This window comes from Ensifer sp. Root954 (assembly GCF_001429005.1).
GTDB classification, from domain to species: Bacteria; Pseudomonadota; Alphaproteobacteria; order Rhizobiales; family Rhizobiaceae; genus Ensifer; species Ensifer adhaerens.
This window is the reverse complement of sequence record NZ_LMJM01000050.1, coordinates 56,809-76,844: the sequence shown is the minus strand read 5'-3', so window position 1 is coordinate 76,844 and position 20,036 is coordinate 56,809. Positions and strand designations below refer to the sequence as shown.

20 protein-coding genes are annotated in these 20,036 nt (G+C 62.8%); 12 read left to right on the top strand and 8 right to left on the bottom strand.

What is annotated here, in order from left to right; translation table 11 throughout:
- Window positions 1-43: 43 nt before the first annotated feature.
- Window positions 44-469, bottom strand: coding sequence for a DUF4168 domain-containing protein (locus ASE71_RS28910; protein WP_060517995.1), 426 nt, complete (start codon window positions 467-469; stop codon window positions 44-46).
- A 478-nt stretch (window positions 470-947) separates the two neighbouring features.
- Between ASE71_RS28910 and ASE71_RS37685 the strand changes: the two genes are divergently transcribed.
- Window positions 948-1,112: a hypothetical protein gene (locus tag ASE71_RS37685; RefSeq protein WP_110819259.1), complete on the top strand. Its 165-nt coding sequence runs from the start codon at window positions 948-950 to the stop codon at window positions 1,110-1,112.
- 56 nt (window positions 1,113-1,168) lie between these two features.
- Here ASE71_RS37685 and ASE71_RS28905 read toward each other — a convergent pair whose 3' ends face one another.
- Together ASE71_RS28905 and ASE71_RS28900 are read right to left on the bottom strand one after the other, a co-directional pair.
- Window positions 1,169-1,621: a DUF2721 domain-containing protein gene (locus ASE71_RS28905; RefSeq protein WP_034796355.1), complete on the bottom strand. Its 453-nt coding sequence runs from the start codon at window positions 1,619-1,621 to the stop codon at window positions 1,169-1,171.
- A gap of 159 nt (window positions 1,622-1,780) precedes the next feature.
- Window positions 1,781-2,614 carry an alpha/beta hydrolase gene (locus tag ASE71_RS28900; RefSeq protein WP_060517997.1) on the bottom strand — a complete coding sequence of 278 codons (834 nt, stop codon included), beginning with the start codon at window positions 2,612-2,614 and terminating at the stop codon, window positions 1,781-1,783.
- A gap of 328 nt (window positions 2,615-2,942) precedes the next feature.
- Here ASE71_RS28900 and ASE71_RS28895 point away from each other — a divergent pair, with 328 nt between their 5' ends.
- From ASE71_RS28895 to ASE71_RS28865, 7 genes are all read left to right on the top strand, one after another.
- Window positions 2,943-4,562, top strand: a complete 1,620-nt coding sequence (locus ASE71_RS28895; protein ID WP_034796293.1) for a benzoate-CoA ligase family protein — start codon at window positions 2,943-2,945, stop codon at window positions 4,560-4,562.
- A gap of 4 nt (window positions 4,563-4,566) precedes the next feature.
- Complete coding sequence (gene kynA / locus ASE71_RS28890; RefSeq protein ID WP_060518000.1) at window positions 4,567-5,403, top strand: tryptophan 2,3-dioxygenase; 837 nt, start codon at window positions 4,567-4,569, stop codon at window positions 5,401-5,403.
- Window positions 5,404-5,445: 42 nt separating this feature from the next.
- Window positions 5,446-6,585: an ABC transporter substrate-binding protein gene (locus tag ASE71_RS28885; protein ID WP_060518003.1), complete on the top strand. Its 1,140-nt coding sequence runs from the start codon at window positions 5,446-5,448 to the stop codon at window positions 6,583-6,585.
- A gap of 94 nt (window positions 6,586-6,679) precedes the next feature.
- Window positions 6,680-7,600, top strand: a complete 921-nt coding sequence (locus tag ASE71_RS28880) for a branched-chain amino acid ABC transporter permease (RefSeq protein WP_034796285.1) — start codon at window positions 6,680-6,682, stop codon at window positions 7,598-7,600.
- Window positions 7,601-7,607: 7 nt separating this feature from the next.
- On the top strand, window positions 7,608-8,579 hold the full coding sequence (locus ASE71_RS28875) for a branched-chain amino acid ABC transporter permease (protein ID WP_060518005.1): 972 nt from the start codon (window positions 7,608-7,610) through the stop codon (window positions 8,577-8,579).
- Window positions 8,572-9,321 (top strand): ABC transporter ATP-binding protein, encoded by a 750-nt coding sequence (locus tag ASE71_RS28870; protein ID WP_060518007.1) that lies wholly within the window; start codon window positions 8,572-8,574, stop codon window positions 9,319-9,321. Before ASE71_RS28875 ends, ASE71_RS28870 begins: the two co-directional genes overlap by 8 nt.
- Complete coding sequence (locus tag ASE71_RS28865; RefSeq protein ID WP_060518009.1) at window positions 9,318-10,004, top strand: ABC transporter ATP-binding protein; 687 nt, start codon at window positions 9,318-9,320, stop codon at window positions 10,002-10,004. Before ASE71_RS28870 ends, ASE71_RS28865 begins: the two co-directional genes overlap by 4 nt.
- Window positions 10,005-10,012: 8 nt before the next feature.
- Here the strand turns inward: ASE71_RS28865 and ASE71_RS28860 are convergent, their stop codons facing one another.
- The 5 genes from ASE71_RS28860 to ASE71_RS28840 all read right to left on the bottom strand — a co-directional run bounded on the left by ASE71_RS28860 (window position 10,013) and on the right by ASE71_RS28840 (window position 15,150).
- On the bottom strand, window positions 10,013-10,981 hold the full coding sequence (locus ASE71_RS28860; protein ID WP_060518011.1) for a threonine/serine dehydratase: 969 nt from the start codon (window positions 10,979-10,981) through the stop codon (window positions 10,013-10,015).
- A gap of 141 nt (window positions 10,982-11,122) precedes the next feature.
- Complete coding sequence (gene kynU / locus ASE71_RS28855; RefSeq protein WP_060518013.1) at window positions 11,123-12,370, bottom strand: kynureninase; 1,248 nt, start codon at window positions 12,368-12,370, stop codon at window positions 11,123-11,125.
- Between the two features lie 15 nt (window positions 12,371-12,385).
- The gene (locus ASE71_RS28850; protein ID WP_034796270.1) at window positions 12,386-13,309 is read right to left on the bottom strand and encodes an ABC transporter permease; all 924 of its coding nucleotides are present in this window, start codon (window positions 13,307-13,309) and stop codon (window positions 12,386-12,388) included.
- A 5-nt stretch (window positions 13,310-13,314) separates the two neighbouring features.
- Complete coding sequence (locus tag ASE71_RS28845) at window positions 13,315-14,094, bottom strand: ABC transporter ATP-binding protein (protein WP_034796269.1); 780 nt, start codon at window positions 14,092-14,094, stop codon at window positions 13,315-13,317.
- A gap of 66 nt (window positions 14,095-14,160) precedes the next feature.
- Window positions 14,161-15,150 carry an ABC transporter substrate-binding protein gene (locus tag ASE71_RS28840; protein ID WP_034796266.1) on the bottom strand — a complete coding sequence of 330 codons (990 nt, stop codon included), beginning with the start codon at window positions 15,148-15,150 and terminating at the stop codon, window positions 14,161-14,163.
- Window positions 15,151-15,311: 161 nt separating this feature from the next.
- On the opposite strand from ASE71_RS28840, the gene ASE71_RS28835 reads away from it, so the two are divergent.
- The 4 genes from ASE71_RS28835 (at window position 15,312) to ASE71_RS28820 (ending at window position 20,035) form a co-directional block, all read left to right on the top strand.
- Entirely contained in the window at window positions 15,312-16,085 is a 774-nt protein-coding gene (locus tag ASE71_RS28835) for a GntR family transcriptional regulator (protein ID WP_060518015.1), read from the top strand.
- Between the two features lie 100 nt (window positions 16,086-16,185).
- Entirely contained in the window at window positions 16,186-16,710 is a 525-nt protein-coding gene (locus tag ASE71_RS28830; protein WP_226020898.1) for a MarR family winged helix-turn-helix transcriptional regulator, read from the top strand.
- A gap of 233 nt (window positions 16,711-16,943) precedes the next feature.
- Window positions 16,944-19,265 (top strand): bifunctional salicylyl-CoA 5-hydroxylase/oxidoreductase, encoded by a 2,322-nt coding sequence (locus ASE71_RS28825; RefSeq protein WP_060518017.1) that lies wholly within the window; start codon window positions 16,944-16,946, stop codon window positions 19,263-19,265.
- Window positions 19,262-20,035 (top strand): SDR family NAD(P)-dependent oxidoreductase, encoded by a 774-nt coding sequence (locus ASE71_RS28820; RefSeq protein ID WP_034796262.1) that lies wholly within the window; start codon window positions 19,262-19,264, stop codon window positions 20,033-20,035. Before ASE71_RS28825 ends, ASE71_RS28820 begins: the two co-directional genes overlap by 4 nt.
- The last annotated feature ends 1 nt before the right edge of the window (window position 20,036 follow it).

The window sequence follows — 20,036 nt, the reverse complement described above, 5'->3', positions numbered from 1 at the left end:
GGCTACCCATTTGTCTCTGTCAAACTGGTTGCGTCCAAGCCGGTTATTGCTGTGTCGGAGCGGTGTCTTGGAGTTTTGCCTGAACCTTCTTGGCGACTGCCGGATCACTCTGTGCAGCTGTAAGGATTGCCGAATACTCTTCGATCGAAATGGTCGGTGAGGCTTGTACCGCCTCGACCATTTTCTTGCTGGCTTCGGACTCCAGGTCCTTCTTCGCCGTTGCATCCGACGTTGCTTCTATCTTGGCGGAATATTCCTGCCTGACCTTGTCGACCTGAAGATAGGCAACCGCGAAGGCTTCGATTTTCTGGTCGCTGATCGCAGCGTCCGGGCCCTTGTTGCCAGCCTGGCCCTGCGTCGGCTGGGTCGTTTCAGCCTGAGCGATCTCAAGGGCGGATGCGGGACTGACGACCATGAAGCTAAAGACTGCCGCCGCGAGCGACGCGACGGGTTTGTAACCGGTGATCATATTCATTCCTCTCTGATGCGCATGACGTGATCAGGAGCGACACTGACTTTCAATCGCCCCTAAGGTCGGCCGGATACCGAATGCGCCGCGACGATGGAACGTTGGAATGGGCTCGATGCGGCCGTATCGGGGCCATTTGCTGACCATTCCACGGCAGCTTTACGGCTCACCCGACGGCTCCGGTCCCACACTTTCTCCCGGTCCCGGACCGACTACTTCTTCCCCACCCGTTCGCGCCGGACCCGGCGCGTCAGATTGAACGCGTCATGGCCGGCACCGGAAACGATGTCGCGATGGGAGAGTTGACGCTCTCTCGCGCTTGCTCTAACGGCCGCGATCAAATCGCGATCGAAAGCGATCCCCGGCGAGTGCCAGGTTAGACGCCCCTGAAGATCGATCGCGCCATGGCAACGCCGCCGACATCGAGGTCGCCTGCGATATCGCGGCCACGCGGTTTCGATAGGATGTCTGGTCGCGCATTCCGCTTCGGCGGCGGACAGACGTCCTCATCCGTTTTTCCGAATTGATCGCCGAGAGCCGTGACATCCTGGCGGTGCTCGATACGATGGAGATGGGCAAGCCGATCGCCAAAATGTGTGCGAAGAACCGGGACCGATGCCGGTCGCCAAGATCGAGTACGTAGTCAACGAGGCGCAGGCGACGGTTGAATTCGCCTGAAAGCTGACGGCGGCACCGGCATCAGTCGCCGCCCGACGCTGCCTGATCCATGCGCATCTGGCGCAGCATGTTCCGCCCGGCGATCAGCATCTCGAACAGGAAGGCCAACAGCGACCCGATGAGCGAGACGATCGCGCCGCCGAAAAACCAGAAAAGGTTCTCCTCGCGAAACCCGAAGGCAAGCGCGCCGGCGAGCAGATTGAGAATGGCGCAGCCCGTGCAGATCGCCGCGAAAGTCCCCAGCGCAACGGCGATCTCCAGCGCCAGCGTCCGCCGGCGCAGATAGTCAAGCTGCATCCGCCGCGCGTCGTTCTGCTCGTATTTCTCCCCGATCTCGTTGACGCGATCGGACACCCTGCCAAGCCGGGAGGCATAGACACTGACGAAGCCGGCAGTGCCGGCGAGAAGAAAGACGGGCGCCAGCGAGGTTTGGACGATCGAAGCGAGATCGATGACGGTCGACGGCGTCTCCATGCTTGCCTTCATTTTGCGTCGCTCGCTTCCGGCGAGACCGGGAGGAGCACTCTAGCCAGTTTTGACGGATATAGTAGCGATACAAACACCGAGATATGGCGCAGATAGATGCGCTTCATACCCTTATCAAGGGAATACGGGAGCGACCCAGCCCGACGTTCAAACGCCCAACAGCAACGTCCGCACCAGGGGATGCTTGACGTCGGCAAGGCCGTCGACGACGTTGAAGTGGTGCCGGTCCGGCTCCGCGACAGCAGCCGTCGTTGCACCCAATCCGGTCCAGATATTGGCAAGAAGCGCGTTCTGACGCAGGAACTCCGCACGCTCGCCGCCTCCGACCCAGCAGGTGATGCGGGCGTCTGGCATCGGCCGCAGCAGTGCCGGGCTCTGTGAAAGTGCCTCGGCCTCGTCGATCGCGAGCTTCTCGTTCATGGCCGTCGACATGATCGGGCGCAGGTCATGCACGCCGGAGATCGAGACGACGTTGCGGATCCGGCCCTGGACATCAGGCGAAAGCGGCGCGGACGTCGTGATCATTCGGCTGACGAGGTGGCCGCCGGCCGAATGGCCGGTCAGCATCAAGGGACCCTCGACGCGTTTCGATGCCTCGCTGATAGCGGCGGCGACCTCTTCGACGATCCCGGCAATGCGAATCTTTGGGCAGAGGGTGTAGGACGGCATCGCGACGGCATAGCCGCGCTCCACTGCTCCGGCCGCCAGGTGCGACCAGAAGCTCTTGTCGAGCTGTAGCCAGTACCCGCCGTGGACGAAGACCACCAGGCCCTTGGGCGAACCGTCGGGAAGAAAGAGATCCATGCGGTTCCTCGGCCGATCGCCATAGGCAAGGTCGAGTTTGGCGCGTCCGGCGCTCAAGAGGGCGTTGCGGAACGCCTCGGCCGGTTTGACCCAGGCTTCCGGCCAGCGATCGCCGCGCGCGATGTTCGAGCCGTTCGCATAGGCGTCGTCCCAGTCGGAAATGCGGTGTTCCAGCATCGATTTCATCCTCCCTTTGATGTCTCCTCACAGATAGCAATCGCCTGCCCCACCGGGAAAGGCAATGCCGGCAATCGAAAAAACTTTAGGCTTGAAATAATTTTGGACTGGTGCGATGCTGCCCCATGTTCAGCCGAGAAGTGGAGGTCTCGCTGTGCCTATCGCCATAACTGGAGTCGCGTCGCCGACGGCCCGTGTCACTTTGAATAGTGCCGCGACGCTTGCCGCTTGTCCGCAGACCAGGGCTTTGAACCACCGCAAGACTTTCCGCCGGCTTTGAACAATGCCTGGGCAACAGGCACGAACGAAATTAGGGAACAGCCGCCACATGCTTGGACCGACTTCGCACGTCGATACGTTCACCCGCGACCATCTTCCGCCACAGGAAGAATGGCCGGAGTTTCTTCTCGAAGGTTTTGACTACCCGGATCACCTCAACGCTGCCGTCGAATTGACGGACGCCATGGTTGCCAAGGGTTTCGGCGATCATACCGCGTTGATCGGCAATGGCCGCCGCCGGACTTACAAGGAACTGTCCGATTGGACCAACCGTCTCGCCCACGCGCTGGTTGAAAATTACGGTGTGAAGCCCGGGCACCGCGTGCTCATCCGCTCCGCCAACAATCCGGCCATGGTCGCCTGCTGGCTGGCGGCCACCAAGGCCGGCGCCGTCGTCGTCAACACCATGCCGATGCTCCGGGCCGGGGAACTCGCCAAGATCGTCGACAAGGCCGAAGTCAGCCTGGCACTTTGCGACACGCGACTGATGGAAGAAATGATCGTCTGCGCCAAGGACAGCCGCTTCCTGAAGCAGGTCGTGAGTTTCGACGGGACCGCGAACCACGACGCCGAACTCGACCGCATTGCGCTCGATAAATCAGTGGTCTTCGAGGCGGTGCATACCGGTCGCGACGATGTGGCGTTGCTCGGTTTCACCTCTGGCACGACGGGGATTCCGAAGGCCACCATGCACTTTCACCGCGATCTCCTGGCGATCGCCGACGGCTATGCCCGCGAAGTGCTCGGGGTCACGCCCGACGATATCTTCGTCGGCTCGCCGCCGCTCGCATTCACCTTTGGCCTTGGCGGCCTTGCGATCTTCCCCTTGCGCTTTGGAGCCGCAGCGACACTGCTCGAGCATGCGACGCCGGCCAACATGGTGGAGATCATCGAGAAGTACAAAGCGACGATCTCGTTTACCGCGCCCACCGCCTATCGGGCGATGATGAAGGCGATGGATAACGGCGCCGATCTTTCATCACTGCGCGTCGCGATCTCGGCGGGCGAGACCCTGCCCGGTCCGGTCTTCGAGGAGTGGACGGCCAAGACCGGCAAGCCGATCCTCGACGGGATCGGCGCGACCGAGATGCTGCATATCTTCATTTCCAACCGCTTCGAGGACCGCAAGCCCGCCTCGACCGGAAAGCCGGTCGGCGGCTACGAAGCGCGGATCGTCAATGACGACATGCAGGAAGTCCCCCGCGGCACGATCGGGAGGCTTGCGGTGCGTGGCCCGACCGGCTGCCGCTACATGGCCGACAGCCGACAGCGCGACTATGTGCGCGACGGCTGGAACCTGACCGGCGACGCCTTCTATCAGGACGAGGACGGCTTCTTCCATTTCGCCGCCCGTTCGGACGACATGATCATCACCGCCGGCTACAACATCGCCGGCCCCGAGGTCGAAGCCGCCCTGATTTCCCACCCGGAGGTCGCAGAATGCGCCGTCGTCGGTGCGCCCGATCAGGAACGCGGCCAGATTGTCGAAGCCTATGTCGTTCTGATATCTGGCGTGTCGGCAGACGACGCAACGATCAAGCGTCTGCAGGATCATGTGAAGGCGACGATCGCGCCTTACAAATATCCGCGATCGGTAAAGTTCCTGGACAACCTGCCGAAGACAGCCACGGGCAAGATCCAGCGGTTCCGATTGCGGTCGGAGAACTGAAAACATGAGCAAATCATACGACCCTTCGAAAGAAGGCGCCCAGATGTCGTTCGAGGGACGCATGTCCTATAGCGACTACCTGATGCTGGAAAAGGTACTGGATGCGCAGGAGCCGCTTTCCAAAGCCCATGACGAGATGCTGTTCATAATCCAGCATCAGACGTCCGAGCTCTGGATGAAGCTCGCGCTGCACGAGATCAACGCGGCGGTCCGCTCGATCCGCGACGACCGGCTGGAGCCCGCATTCAAGATGCTGACGCGCGTCGCCCGCATCTTCGAGCAGCTGAACAGTGCCTGGGATGTGCTGCGAACGATGACCCCCAGCGAATACACCACGTTCCGTGAATCGCTCGGCCAATCCTCCGGCTTCCAGTCCTGGCAGTACCGGGCGATCGAGTTCCTCGCCGGCAACCGCAATGTCGCGATGCTCGGGCCGCATGCGCACCGCCCCGACATCATGGAAAAGCTGGAAGCGATCCTGGCAGCGCCGTCGCTCTACGACGAGGCGATCCGGCTTCTTTCGCGCAACGGTTTCGATGTCGGCGCGGAAGCGGACAAGAGCGATTGGCGCGAGACGCGCACGGAAAGCGAAAAGGTCTTCGCCGCCTGGCAGATCGTCTACCGCGATCCCGAGCGCTATTGGATGCTCTACGAGCTCGCCGAGAAACTGGTCGATTTCGAGGACTACTTCCGTCGCTGGCGCTTCAACCACGTCACGACCGTCGAGCGCATCATCGGCATGAAACGCGGAACCGGGGGCACATCCGGCGCGTCCTATCTGAAAAAGATGCTCGAAGTGGAACTTTTCCCTGAGCTCTGGCACGTGCGCACGGGTCTCTGATAGAACACAACCCAAAAGGGAACCAACAAAGAGGAGAACAGCATGAACCGCATTCTGGCAGCAGGCCTTCTTGGCCTTTCACTTGCAACGTCAAGCCTCGCCCATGCCGAGCCGGTGAAGATCGGCGTCATCACCACGCTGTCGGGCGGCGGCGCCGGCCTCGGCATCGATATGCGCGACGCCTTCACGCTGGCGATCAAGCAGTCGGGCAACAAGGACGTGGAACTGGTGATCGAGGACGATGCCCAGAAGCCGGAACTTGCGGTGCAGATCGCCGAGAAGATGATCCAGGGCGACAAGGTCGACCTGATGACGGGCATCATCTGGTCGAACCTTGCGATGGCCGTCGTGCCGAACACGGTGGCACAGGACGTGATCTATCTGTCGCCGAACGCCGGTCCCTCGGCACTTGCCGGTGCGAACTGCAATGCGAACTATTTCAACGTCGCCTACCAGAACGACAATTTCCATGAGGCGATGGGCCAATACGCCAACAAGGATTACAAGAACGCCTTCATCCTCGCCCCCAACTACCCGGCCGGCAAGGACGCGCTGACCGGCTTCAAGCGCTATTACAAGGGCGCGCTTGCCGGCGAGATCTACACGCAGGTCGGGCAGACGGACTACGCTGCCGAAATCGCCCAGATCCGCGCCTCGGGTGCCGACACCGTCTACTTCTTCCTGCCCGGCGGCATGGGCATCGCCTTCATGAAGCAATATGCCCAGTCGGGCGTGAACATCCCCGTCATGGGCCCGGGCTTCTCCTTTAGCCAGGACGTCCTGCCGGCGATCGGCGACGCGGCGCTTGGCGTCAAGAACTCGGCGACCTGGTCGAAGGACCTCGACAACGAGGCCAACAAGAAGTTCGTCGAAGCCTTCAAGGCCGAGTACAAGCGCCTGCCCTCGATCTACGCGGCGCAGAGCTGGGATACCGCAAACCTGATCCTCGCCGCGCTGTCCAAGGCAAGCGTCAAAGACAAGGACGCCTTCCGCGCAGCACTTAAGGCAGCAGACTTCCAGTCGGTGCGCGGCAAATTCGTCTTCAACAACAACAACCACCCGATCCAGAACATCTACGTCCGCGAGGTGGTGAAGGAAGCCGACGGCGTGCTCACCAACAAGATTATCGCCACCGCCTTCGAAGACCACAAGGACGCCTACGCCGAGAAGTGCAGCATGTAGTGCCCTGCACCTGTCGTTGCCCGGGTGCGCGGCCTTGATGCCGGCATCCGGTCGATGATCCATGTCCTCCTGACATCAAGCTTGGACCGATCTCTTGTTCACCGCACTTCTGATCGAACAACTGCTCAACGGGCTCCAGCTCGGTGTGATGCTGTTTCTGATGGCCGCCGGCCTGACCCTGATTTTCGGGGTCATGGGCCTCATCAACCTGGCGCACGGCTCACTGTATATGATCGGCGCGTTTGCCTGCGCCACGGTCGCAGCCGCCACCGGCTCCTTCTGGATCGGCCTCATCGCCAGCCTTGCAGCTGCAGCTGGTGTCGGCGCGATCATCGAGGTCGCCGTCATCCGCAGGCTCTACGACCGCGATCATCTCGATCAGGTCCTTGCGACCTTCGCGCTGATCCTGATCCTGTCGGAAGGCGCCCGCTGGCTCTTCGGCTCCTTCCCGCTCTATCTCGACATTCCCCCCTTGCTCCAGGGTGCCGTACCGCTGCCGGGCGGCGGCCAGTACCAGCTCTACCGCCTGGCGATCATCGGCGTCGGCATTGCCGTTGCGATCGGCCTCTATCTGTTGATCTCCAGAACCCGGCTCGGCATGCGCATCCGGGCGGGCGAGTCCGATCGAGAGATGATCGGAGCGCTCGGTGTCGACATCGGCACGCTCTATACGGTCGTCTTCGCACTCGGTGCAGCGCTTGCCGGGCTTGCCGGCGCGTTGGTGGGCGCATTGCAATCGGTGCAGGTCGGCATGGGCGAACCGGTCCTCATCCTCGCCTTCGTCGTCATCGTCATTGGCGGTATCGGCTCGATCAAGGGGGCACTGGTCGGCGCTGTCATCGTCGGTGTCGTCGACACGATGGGCCGTTTTTTGCTCCCATCGCTTCTGGCACTCACCATGCCCGCATCACAGGCGACCACGATCGGGGCGGCGCTCGCCTCGATGCTGATCTACGTCGTCATGGCCCTTATCCTCGCCTTCAGGCCGAGTGGCCTGTTTTCGGCACAGTCGTGAGGCCAAGATGACCCGCGAAACCACAATCAACGTGCTGCTCGCCCTGCTGCTTCTCGGTGCGCCGATACTGGCTGCAAGCTTGGGCGAACCCTTCTATGTGACGCTCGCAACCCGCATCGTCGTGCTGGCGCTTGCCGCCGTCGGCCTCAATATGGCGCTCGGGCTTGGTGGGCTGCTCTCTTTCGGGCATGCGGCCTTTTTCGGCCTCGGCGGTTATGTCGCCGGCATCCTCGCCACGCACGCCTTCAATGCCGAGCCGCTCTTTGCCGGCATTCCGGCGACGACATCCATGCCGCTGATCTGGGTCGTCGCCGTCGCGGTCGCCGGGCTCATCGCGTTGCCGATCGGTGCGATCAGCCTGCGCACCTCAGGCGTCTATTTCATCATGATCACGCTCGCCTTCGCGCAGATGATCTACTACTTCGCGATCTCCTGGCCGGCCTATGGCGGCGAGGACGGCCTGTCGCTGTCGATGCGCAACGCCTTTCCCGGCGTCAACACGGCCAAGCCCCTGCCCTATTTCCTGATCTGCTACGCGGCACTGATGGCGGCGCTGCTTCTGTTTCGCGTGGTCGAGGGTTCACGCTTCGGCAGCGCCCTGCAGGCGGCGAGACAGAACGGTACCCGCCTTGCCGCAGTCGGCATCGCACCTTTCAACATCCGCCTCGTCGCCTTCGCCGTCTCGGCGATGATCACCGGGTTTGCCGGCGCGCTCTATGCCGACCTCAATCGCTTCGTCGGTCCCTCTATGCTCTCCTGGCACATGTCGGGTGAACTGATCGTGCTGATCATCCTCGGCGGCAAAGGCCGACTGTTCGGCCCGGTTGCCGGCGCGATGATCTTCGTCTTCTTCGAATATGTGCTCGGCGGCATCACCGAGCGCTGGCAGTTCTTCCTCGGCCTCATCCTGCTCGGCATCGTGCTGTTTGCCCGCGGCGGTCTGCTGGGTCTCCTCTCCGGAAAGCCGCGCCATGTCTGAGCCCGTTCTCGAAATCCGCGACCTCAGAAAATCCTTCGGCGCCCTTAAAGCGACTGATGGCGTCAGCCTCGAGCTTCACCCGGGGCAGATCCATGCGCTGATCGGCCCGAACGGCGCCGGCAAGAGCACGCTGATCCACCAGATTGCCGGATCGCTCAGGGCCGACAGCGGCACGATCCGTTTTCTCGGCCAGGATATCGGCGGCCTCGATATGGCCGCCCGCGCAAGGCTCGGCCTTGCCCGTAGCTTCCAGATCTCCTCGCTGGCGCAGGAATTCTCGGCTCTTCGCAACGTCATGCTGGCGGTGCAGGCGCGCCACGGCAGCAGCTTCCACTTCTTTCGCCAGGTCAGCAACGACAAGGAACTGACCGAACCGGCGATGGCGATGCTGGAGCGCGTCGATCTTGCTGCGCGTGCCCACGTGCCGGCGGCCGAACTCTCGCACGGCGAACGCCGGCAACTCGAAATCGCCATCGCGCTGGCGCTGTCGCCGAAAGTCTTTGTGTTCGACGAGCCCATGGCCGGCATGGGACCGGAGGGCTCCAAGCGGCTGACTTCGTTCCTTGATGGGCTGCGTCACGAAGCGCCGATGCTCTTGGTGGAGCACGACATGGATGCGGTCTTTGCGCTGGCGGATCGCATCTCCGTGCTGGTCTACGGCCGCATCATCGCGTCAGGCACGGTCGATGAAATCCGCAGCGATCCGGATGTGCGCCGGGCCTATCTGGGAGAAGCCGCGTGAGCCTGCTCGAACTCAAAGGTCTCGAAACCTTCTACGGCGCATCCCAAGCGCTCTTCGGCGTCAACCTCGATGTGCGCGAGGGCGAGGTCGTCGCGCTCATGGGCCGCAACGGCATGGGCAAGACGACGACGATCAACTCGATCCTCGGGCTCGTGCGCCCGCGTTCAGGCGCCATCTCCTTTGCCGGCAAGACCATCTCCGGCCTGCGCCCGCACAGGATTGCAAGGCTCGGTCTCGGTCTCGTTCCTGAAGGACGGCGCTGCTTTCCCAATCTCACCGTCATGGAGAACCTCGTCGCCACGGCTCGCGGCAACGAATGGACCTTCGAGAAAGTGACCGCGCTCTTCCCTCGCCTCGGCGAGCGGCGCGATCAGTATGCCAACACGCTTTCGGGCGGGGAGCAGCAGATGCTTGCGATCGGCCGGGCCTTGATGACCAATCCCAGCCTGCTCATTCTCGACGAGGCAACGGAAGGGCTGGCGCCGGTCATTCGCCAGGATATCTGGTCGGCGATCCGCACTCTGAAGGCGGCAGGGCAGTCGATCCTCGTCGTCGACAAGACGCTTTCGGAACTCCTGCCCGTTGCCGACCGCTGCTTCGTCCTGGAAAAGGGCGCGACCGTGTTCGAGGGAGCGCCGCTTGCGCTGACGCCAGAACTCCAGGATCGCTATCTCGGCGTTTGATCGGTCGCTCAGGCCGAGGGAATGCCACCGCCGAGCACTGTGGAATAGGCAGCCGCGTCGATGTTTCCGCCCGAGACCACGCAGACGATGTTTCCCTTGAGATCCGGTCGCGCGATTGCGGCGGCAAGCGAGGCAGCACCCGCGCCTTCGGCAACGATCTTCGCCTTCTTGAAGAGAATCCGCATCGCTTCGGTCACCTGCCCCGGGCTGACCGCAATCGCCCCATCGATCAGGTCACCGACCACCGGCCAGATCTGTGGCACCAGCGACGGTGCGCCGATGCTCTTGATAAAGGAGGGGCGGGTTTCGATCGTCACGATTTGGCCAGCGGCCAGGGCCGCCGAAACAGGGGCGGCGCTGTCATCTTCAACCGCAAAGACACGGCAGCGGTCGGAAGCGGCCTTGATAGCGCTGGCCACCCCGGTGGTCATGCTGCCGCCGCCATACGGGGTAAGCACGACGTCGACATCGGGCAGATCCTCGATGATCTCCACACCGATGGAGCCGTTCCCGGCCAGCACCGCCTGATCGGTCACCGGATTGATCAGCAGTTCCGGCGCATCCGGATGATCGGCGCCAGTGATGTAGTCCCACCAGGTCTCGGCACTGACGAACCGTACTTCTCCGCCGAGCGCACGCACACCGTCGATCTTGGTCTGGGGTGCGCCGCGATACATGTAGGCAACCATCGGCACACCGATGAGGCGTGCCGCCCAGGCCATGCCATAGGCCATATTGCCGGAACTGGTGACTGCGACGCCGCTTTCGAGTTCGGCCGGATCGCGCGACAACACAGCGTTCAAGGCGGGACGGAGCTTGAACGCGCCAATTGGCGACAGCGTCTCCAGTTTCAGGAATATCTGACGGTCCGGAAACCCAAGATCGAGCCTGACGAGCGGTGTGCGCGCGAAATGCGGCGCGATGCGTTTACGAGCATCGGCGATTTCCTCCGGGGTCGGGCGGTGTGGCGCGATCATTGCTTAAGTCCCCCGTTAGCCGTCCTCTCGCCTCCAGGCACAATGGCTCTGAACGAATCCGCTGCGGGGCGGCAGCCTCGGTATGTGTCTGAACAAGAGGCAACGGGCGAAATACCGCCCGCTGCTCTTTGGTGCCATCAATCAGGTTACGGCCGCACGGACCGCGAAGCGCGCATCCTGCCATGCACCGGTCTTGAGGATGTCCTCCAGGATTTCGACCGCCTGCCAGACGTCGGCGTAGCTCACATAGAGCGGCGTGAAGCCGAAGCGCATCGTCGTCGGCGCGCGGAAATCACCGATAACGCCACGGGCAATCAGCGCCTGCATGATTTCGTAAGCGTGCGGGTGTTTGAACGACACCTGGCTTCCGCGCTTGGTTCCGTCGCGCGGGCTTTCGAGCGCCAGACCGTGGGCACTGCATTTCGCCTCAACGAGCGCGATGAAGAGATCCGTGAGCTGGATGCTCTTTTCGCGCAGCGCTTTCATGTCGACCTCGTCCCAGACGTCGAGCGCGCCCTTTAGCGCCCGCAGCGACAGGATCGGCTGTGTTCCGCAAAGGAAACGGCGGATGCCCTCACCGGCAGCATAGTGCTTCTCGAAGGCGAAGGGACGGGCGTGTCCCCACCAGCCGGTGAGCGGCTGGCGGATAGCGCCGTGGTGACGGGTGGCTGCATAGATGAAGGCGGGGGCTCCGGGGCCACCGTTCAGGTACTTGTAGGTGCAGCCGACCGCGAAATCGACATTGGCGCCGTCAAGATCGACTGGCAACGCGCCGGCCGTATGGCAGAGGTCCCAGATGACCAGTGCGCCATGTTCGTGCGCCTTGCGGGTCAGCGCCGCCATATCGCGCAGCTCGCCGGACTTGTAGTTGACGTGGTTGACCAGAACGGCGGCGACGCTGCCATCGATCAGATCCTCGATCTCGGGCGCATCGACCCCTTCGAGCCTGAGCGAGGCGCCCGGACGCGTCGAGACCACGCCTTCGGCCATGTAGAGATCGGTCGGAAAACTGCCGCCTTCGCTGACGATCACCGACCGATCGGGCCGCAAGGCCATGGCCGCATGGAGGGCCTTGTAGATGTTGATCGACGTGGTGTCGCAGACGACGGTCTGGCCGGCGGCCGCCCCGATCAGCCGCCCGACCCGGTCGCCGAGCGTCAGCGGCATCTCGAACCAGCCGGCCGTATTCCAGCTGCGGATGAGGTCCTGCCCCCATTCCTCGGTGGCGGCCTTGCGAAGCTCGTCGAAGGCGGCGGTCGAGGCAACGCCGAGCGAGTTGCCGTCGAGATAGATGAGACCCGGCGGCAGGATGAAACGCTCGCGCATCGGGCTGAGCACATCGGCCACATCCATGGCCTTTATCGCGGCAAGATCAGGAACTGCATTCATGAAGGTGGTCCTCATTTATTCGCGAACGGTTTCGCGGGCGGGCGCAGGGCCGCGGCTTCGCTTGAGGCTCGGAAGAGCCAGCATGGCCAGAACGAAGAGGCCGGTCGCAAGTTTCAGGTCCGGCGGTGGCATGCCGGCGGCCAGGCAGAAGGAGACGAGCTGGTAGTAGACGATCGCACCTACGAACGGCGCAGCGAGCTGGCGCGCCACGCTCTGCTTGCCAACGATCGCCTCGCCGATCATCAGCGCCGCAAGGCCGTTGATCAGGATGCCGAGGCCCATGTTGACGTCAGCAAAGCCCTGTGACTGCACCATCAGCGCGCCGCCTGCCGCCGAAAACGCACCCGCAAGCCCGACGCCACCGATCGTCGCCATCCAGACATTGATCCCTTGAGCTTCAGCCATATCGGGATTGGCGCCGACGGCGCGAACGGCCGTGCCTTTTTCCGTGCGGAAGAAGTGGTAGAGCAGGACGAAGACGATGAGTGCGATCAGGCCCGCGACGACGATCTTGCTTGCGGGGAAGCCCGGCTGCAGCCCCGGCGCCCAGTCGAACACCGTTGGCGCACCGAAGACCGAGAGGTTCGAGCGCCCCATGATCCTGAGGTTGATCGAATAAAGCATCGTCATCATCAGGATGCCGGCGAGCAGCGTGTGGATCCGGAACCGCAGATGGATGAAGGCCGTGCAGCAGCCGGCAACGAATCCGGCGAGAAGTGCGATGGCGATCGCGGCGAGCGGCGACATGCCCGCCGCCATCAGCACGCCGCAGACGCAGCCGCCGAGCGGAAACGCACCCTCGCTGGTCAGATCCGGGAAGCTCAACATGCGGAACGGGATCATGATCCCGAGCACGACGAAGGCGAGGATCAGGCTCTGCGCGAGCGTGACGGGAACGAGCGAGACGAAGCTCGCGAAGGTATTTTGAAGAATATCCATGATCGTCAGCTCGCCAGGAACATGCGGTCGGTTTTGACGGAGAAGTGGCCGATCAGATCCGGCACGGTCGTCTGCGCCTTTTCCTTGCCGTCGATTTCGAGACGGACGCGCCCGGCGTCGAGCATGATGACCTTGTGACCGAAATCCACCGCGTGCTGCATGTTGTGCGTCACCATCAGCGTTGTCAGCTTCAGGGCTTCGACCGCGCGGATCGTCGCCTGCATGACGATATCGGCGGTGCGCGGATCAAGCGCTGCGGTGTGTTCGTCGAGCAGCAGCAGTTCCGGCTCGCCGCCGACCGCCATGATCAAGGACAGCGATTGCCGCTGGCCGCCGGAAAGCAGCTCCACCCGTGTGTCGAGGCGGTTTTCAAGGCCGAGCCCGAGCAGCGACAGGCGTTCCCTGTAGGTGGCGAGCCGCGTCGCGTTCAGGCCGCGCCGCAGGGTGCGTTTGTTGCTGCGCAATTCGGCAAGCAGCATGTTTTCGGCCACCGTCATAGAGGCAGCGGTGCCGCGCATCGGGTCCTGGAACACGCGGGCAAGCCGCATCGCGCGCTTGTGTACGGGCGTTGCGGTCACGTCGTCGCCATTGATGACGATCTGGCCGCTATCGAGCACCAATGCACCCGAAATGGCGTTGAGCATGCTGCTCTTGCCGGCGCCGTTGGAACCGATGACGACGCCAAATTCGCCCGTGGCAAGGCTGAGATTGAGGCCGTCGAGCGCGACTTTTTCGTCCGCCTGCCCCTTGTAGAAAACTTTGCGGGCCGATCTGATTTCCAGCATTGGCTCCCCCTTAACTTATGAGATGACGGCGCTCGGGGCGCCGTCACTGAAGAGACAAGACGGAGATCAATCGACCACGCAGTTGCATTCGGTCGCGAGCGCTGCCGGCACTTCGATGCCGAAGGCAGCGGCAGCCTTCTTCGAGATCAGCGGCGCGTGATCCTCATAGGCCGGGCGCGACGGCGCGATCGTCTTCGGGTCTGCACCTTTGAGGATCTGAGCAGCGATCTTGCCGGCATTGACGCCGACCTGCTCATAGTTGACCGCAAAGCTTGCCGGTACGACGCCGTCACGCACTGCACCGTCGTCGGAGTTTACGATCGGGATCTGCGCCTGGCGCGCGGCTGCCGACACAGCACCGATCGCCGGCTGCAACAGGTTCGATGCGGGCGTATAGATCACGTCGGCCTTGCCGGCGAAGGAGGCGATGCGCTGCTGGATGTCGTTGACATTGTCGACGCCGACCTCCACGACCTCGAAGCCTGCGTCAGGCGCTGCTTCCTTGATCTTGTCGAGCAGGGCCTGGTCGTTCGCCTCACCCGGATTATAGGGCACGCCAAAGCGCTTCGCGTTCGGCAGCAGCTTGTGGGTGAAGGCCATGACAGCGGCCACGTCCTGAAGGTCGGTCGCACCGGTCATGCCGTCGTCACCGGCCTCCCAAGACGGAACGAGCTTGGCGGCCACCGGATCGGTAACGGCGGAGAAGACGACCGGAATGCCGGAGCCGGCGAGCGCCTTCTTGGCGATCTGCGAGACGGGCGTGGTGATCGTGTAGACCAGTTTCGGCTGTTCGGCCTGCAGCTTGGCGATCATCTGCGGCACCAGCGAGGCGTCGAAATTGGTGTGGCTCTCGGTGTAGACGACGTCCTTGCCTTCGACGAAGCCGTTTTCGGCCAGCGCCTTCTTGAAGCCGGCGATCGATGCGTTCAATTGCGGATGCTCGCCAAAATTGGCGATGCCGATGCGGATCGGATCAGCGGCCGCTGCTCCCAGTCCCCATGCCATTGCACCGGCGACAACCAATCCCGAAAGCCACGTGCTCTTAAGCCTGCTCATACATCCCTCCCAGAATTTGACGAGCGTTACCGCCCTCCTCGGCGGCTTGCGCGGATCATGGAACCGCTCCGGCCTCTTGTCAAATTAATATATATATTTTCACATGAGGCGCAGAACTATATATATTTGTATCGACCCGGTGTGGGCGCTAAGGGAACCTGATGCAAGACCACGAACAGTCGACGAAAACGGAATCGGCATACCGGTTGCTGCGCCGCGACATTCTCGCGACGCGGCTGAAGCCGGGCGCGCCGATGAAGCTGAGCACGCTGCGCGAAAGCTACGGGATCGGCTGGACGCCGCTACGCGAGGCTCTGTCGCGGCTGGAGGCGGAAGGGCTGGTGACCGCCATCAGTAATCGCGGCTTTGCTGTTGCTCCGGTGTCACGCGAGGAACTCGACGACCTCACCCGCGCCCGCCTTGCCGTCGAAATGCCGCTGCTCATCGAGTCGATCGAGAACGGCGACAGCGCCTGGGAATCCGCCGTCGTCACGGCACACTACCGGCTGTCGCGCTGCAAGGTTTCCGTCGAGCGTTTCTCCGAGAGCGAAGTCGACGAGTGGGACGAGAAGCATGCCGGGTTTCATACGGCCTTGATCAGCGCTGCGAGGTCGCGCTGGCTCACGCGCTTTCAGGCGACGATCTCCGACCAGCTTCGCCGTCACCACCGCTTCCTAAGTCTGGCGCCGACGATTAGGGCCGCCGCCGGTATGAGCGCAGGCTACGAGGAAGCCGTTTCGGCGCTTGAGGACGCGATGGCGATCGAGCACCATACCGAGCTGATGGAGGCAGCACTCGATCGCGATATCGAGCGTGCCCGCACCCTGATGGCCGAGCACATCGGCTTTACCGTCAACGTCTATGTCCAGTCCGAGGATGGCGGTCGCGCGTCGCCGCTGCTCGCCCAGTCGGTACCTGGGCTTGCGTCCAAATGACGGCCCGTGACAACCTGTCCAAGACCTGCTTACCTCTCTAAAAGCAGAAAAACGAAAGAGCCGCTGATTTGCGGCCAAGGGTTGGAAGCGGACGTTGGGAATGATGGGTGAAGACAAGTTCGACACCTCGCCGGAATGGGTCGATGGCGAGACCAAGGCGCTCGAGGCTCCGGGCGATCACCGTGCAGAGCTCAGGCTATGGCTGCGTCTCTTGACCTGTTCGACACTTGTCGAAAGCGAAATCCGTCGGCGGTTGCGGGAAGAATTCGATTCGACCTTGCCGCGTTTCGACCTGATGGCCCAGCTCGAGCGTGCGCCTGACGGCATGGTGCTTGGCGAAGTCTCCAAGCGCATGATGGTCTCTCCCGGCAACATCACGGTGTTGGTGGAACGGCTGACCGAGAGCGGCCACATCAGCCGCACGACGCTTCCGACCGATCGGCGTGTCCAGATCATCGCGCTTACCCCCTTCGGCCGCGCCGAATTTGAGAAGATGGCAGCAAGCCATGCCGACTGGATCTCGGATCTGTTTGCCGGCCTTCCGGCCAAGGAAGGCGGCGTGCTGATGGATGAGCTTGCCACACTCAAGCGGTCGATCATCGCCTCGCTCGCGCGAAATTCCTGAGTTCACGGCGCTTCTGCCTACAACTGACTTACTTTCTGCCGCACCGGCCTCGAAGCAATGCGACGCCGCTCGGCGGCGCTGCGAGCGCCCGGCGTCGGCTTCCTATCTGCCCAAAACAATTTTAAGCTTGAAATTTCTCCTGAACGAGTCCACCCTGCTTGCAACAGTCCAGCATGGCCACTTGTGCCAGCTCGACGGTGACGCGCAGCCGGAACTCGGGAGGAGAGAACGACATGCGGATCGTCTGTATCGGTGGCGGGCCTGCCGGCCTTTATTTTGCGCTGCTGATGAAGCGGCAGCATCCGGAGCATCACGTCACCGTCGTCGAACGGAACCGCCCCTTTGACACATTCGGCTGGGGCGTCGTCTTTTCGGACGCGACCATGCAGTCGATGCGGCAATGGGACCCGGAGACCGCCGAGGCGATCGAGGTTTCCTTCAACCATTGGGACGACATCGAGCTGGTCTTCAAGGGCCGCAAGATCCGCACGACCGGCCACGGCTTCGTTGGCATCGGCCGCAAGAAGATGCTCAACATCCTCCAGGAACGCTGCCTCGAACTCGGCGTCGAACTGCTGTTTGAGCAGGACGTGGAAAGCGACGAGCAGTTCGCCGACGCCGATCTGATCATCGCCTCCGACGGCGTCAACTCAAGGATCCGCAACAAATACGCCGACATCTTCAAGCCGGACATGGTGATCCGGCCGAACCGCTATGTCTGGCTCGGCACGGACAAGAAGTTCGACGCCTTCACCTTCGACTTCCAGCGCACCGAGCATGGCTGGTTCCAGGCGCATATCTACCGCTTCGACGAGAACACCTCGACCTTCATCGTTGAGACCACCGACGACGTCTTCCGCGCCCATGGCCTCGACCAGATGGACCAGGACCAGTCGATCGCGTTCTGCGAAAAGCTCTTTGAAGGCACGCTCGACGGCCACAAGCTGATGACCAATGCGCGGCACTTGCGCGGCTCCGCCTGGCTGAACTTCGGCCGGCTGATCTGCGAAAAGTGGAGCCATTTCAACGGCCACAGCCATGTCGTGTTGATGGGCGACAGCGCCCACACGGCCCATTTCGCCATCGGCTCGGGCACCAAGCTTGCGATCGATGACGCGATCGAGCTCACCCGCCAGTTCGATATTCTGGGCCACGACAAGGCAAACATTCCCGCCGTGCTGTCGGCTTACGAAGAGGTGCGCCGCGTCGATGTCGCCCGCATCCAGAATGCGGCCCGCAATGCGATGGAATGGTTCGAAGTGGTCGGCACGCGCTATGCCGACACGCTGGAGCCCGAACAGTTCATGTATTCGATGCTGACCCGCTCGCAGCGCATCAGCCACGAGAACCTTCGCCTGCGCGACAAGGACTGGCTCGAAGGCTTCGAGCGCTGGTTTGCCGAACGCGCCGGTGTGGCGCCGGCGGCGAACGGGGCGGTTCCGCCGCCGATGTTTACGCCGTTCAAGCTCCGCGGCCTGACGCTGAAGAACCGCATCGTGGTTTCGCCGATGGCGATGTATTCGGCAGCCGACGGCGTGCCGAACGATTTTCATCTCGTTCATCTCGGCGCGCGCGCGATGGGCGGTGCGGCGCTCGTCTTCCCGGAAATGACCTGTGTGTCGGCCGATGCCCGCATCACGCCCGGATGTCTGGGGCTCTGGAGCGACGAGCAGGCCCAGGCCTTCAAGCGCATCGTCGATTTCGTACACCAGCAGACCCCCGCCAAGATCGGCATCCAGCTCGGCCATGCCGGTCGCAAGGGCGCGACAAAGGTCGCCTGGGAGGGGATCGATCAGCCCTTGGCCGAAGGCGGCTGGCCACTCATTTCCGCGTCCGCCCTGCCCTACCTCAAGCATTCGGACATGCCGCGCGAAATGACGCGGGAGGATATGGACCGGGTCGTCACCGATTTCGTGCGGGCCACCGAACGGGCCCGTGACCTCGGTTTCGATATCCTCGAACTGCACGTCGCGCACGGCTACCTGCTGTCGAGCTTCCTGTCGCCGCTTACCAATCTGCGCACCGACGACTATGGCGGCGATCACGCCGCCCGCGCCCGCTTCCCGCTCGAAGTGTTCCACGCAGTGCGTAAAGTCTGGCCCGAGGACCGGCCGATGTCGGTTCGCCTCTCGACCCATGACTGGCATGAGGGCGGCAACACGCCCGAGGACGCGGCAATTTTCGCCCGCCTGTTCAAGGAGGCGGGCGCCGACATGATCGACTGCTCGTCCGGCCAGGTGGTGAAAGAAGAAAAACCGGTCTATGGTCGCCTGTTCCAGACGCCATTTTCCGATAAGATCCGCAACGAGATCCAGGTTCCGACCATTGCGGTCGGGGCGATTTCCGAGGCCGACCACGCCAATTCGATCATCGCAGCCGGTCGAGCCGATCTCTGCGCGATTGCCCGCCCGCATCTGGCCGATCCGTCCTTCGTGATGCACGAGGCGGCAAAGATTGGCTATGACGGCGAGCCCTGGCCGAAACAGTACCATTCGGCTCGGGCCCAGTACGTGAACAACCTGGCGCGCGCCGCAACGACGGCAGGCAAGCCATGACAAGGCACGCCCTCGTCACAGGCGCCGGCAGCGGTATCGGCAAGGCGATTGCCCTTAGGCTCGCCGCCGACGGCCACATCGTCAGCCTCGCCGGTCGGCGCGCAGCACCGCTTGAAGCGGTACGGGGCGACATCCTTGCTGCCGGCGGACAGGCCTTTGTCCGTGACGGCTTCGATGTGACCAACCCGCAGGCCGTCGAGCAAGGTATCACGGCTGCGATCGCTGAAGCCGGAGAGATTGCCGTTCTCGTCAACTGCGCCGGCGAAGCGCCCTCGGCGCCGTTCGAAAAGACCGACTTCGCGCTTTGGCAGCGGGTGCTTTCCATCAACCTCACCGGCGTCTATCTGGTGACGCAGGCAGCGCTTGCCTCCGTGCGGCGGGCCGGCAACGGCCGGATCGTCAACGTAGCGAGCACCGCGGGCCTGACCGGCTATGCTTATGTTTCGGCCTATTGCGCGTCGAAGCACGGCGTCATCGGCTTGACGAGGGCACTGGCGCTTGAGCTTGCGCGCACCGACGTCACCGTCAATGCCGTCTGCCCCGGCTTCACCGACACGCCGCTGATCGACGGCGCGCTCGATACGATCAGCGAAAAGACCGGCCGTTCGCGCGAGGAAGCGCGCGCCAGCCTTGCTCGCTCCAACCCGCAGGGACGCCTGGTGACGCCGGAAGAAGTCGCCCACACGGTCTCGTGGCTCGTCTCGGAAAAGGCGACGGCAATCACTGGTCAGGCGATCGCTGTCGCCGGCGGCGAAGTTCTTGGAGGATAGA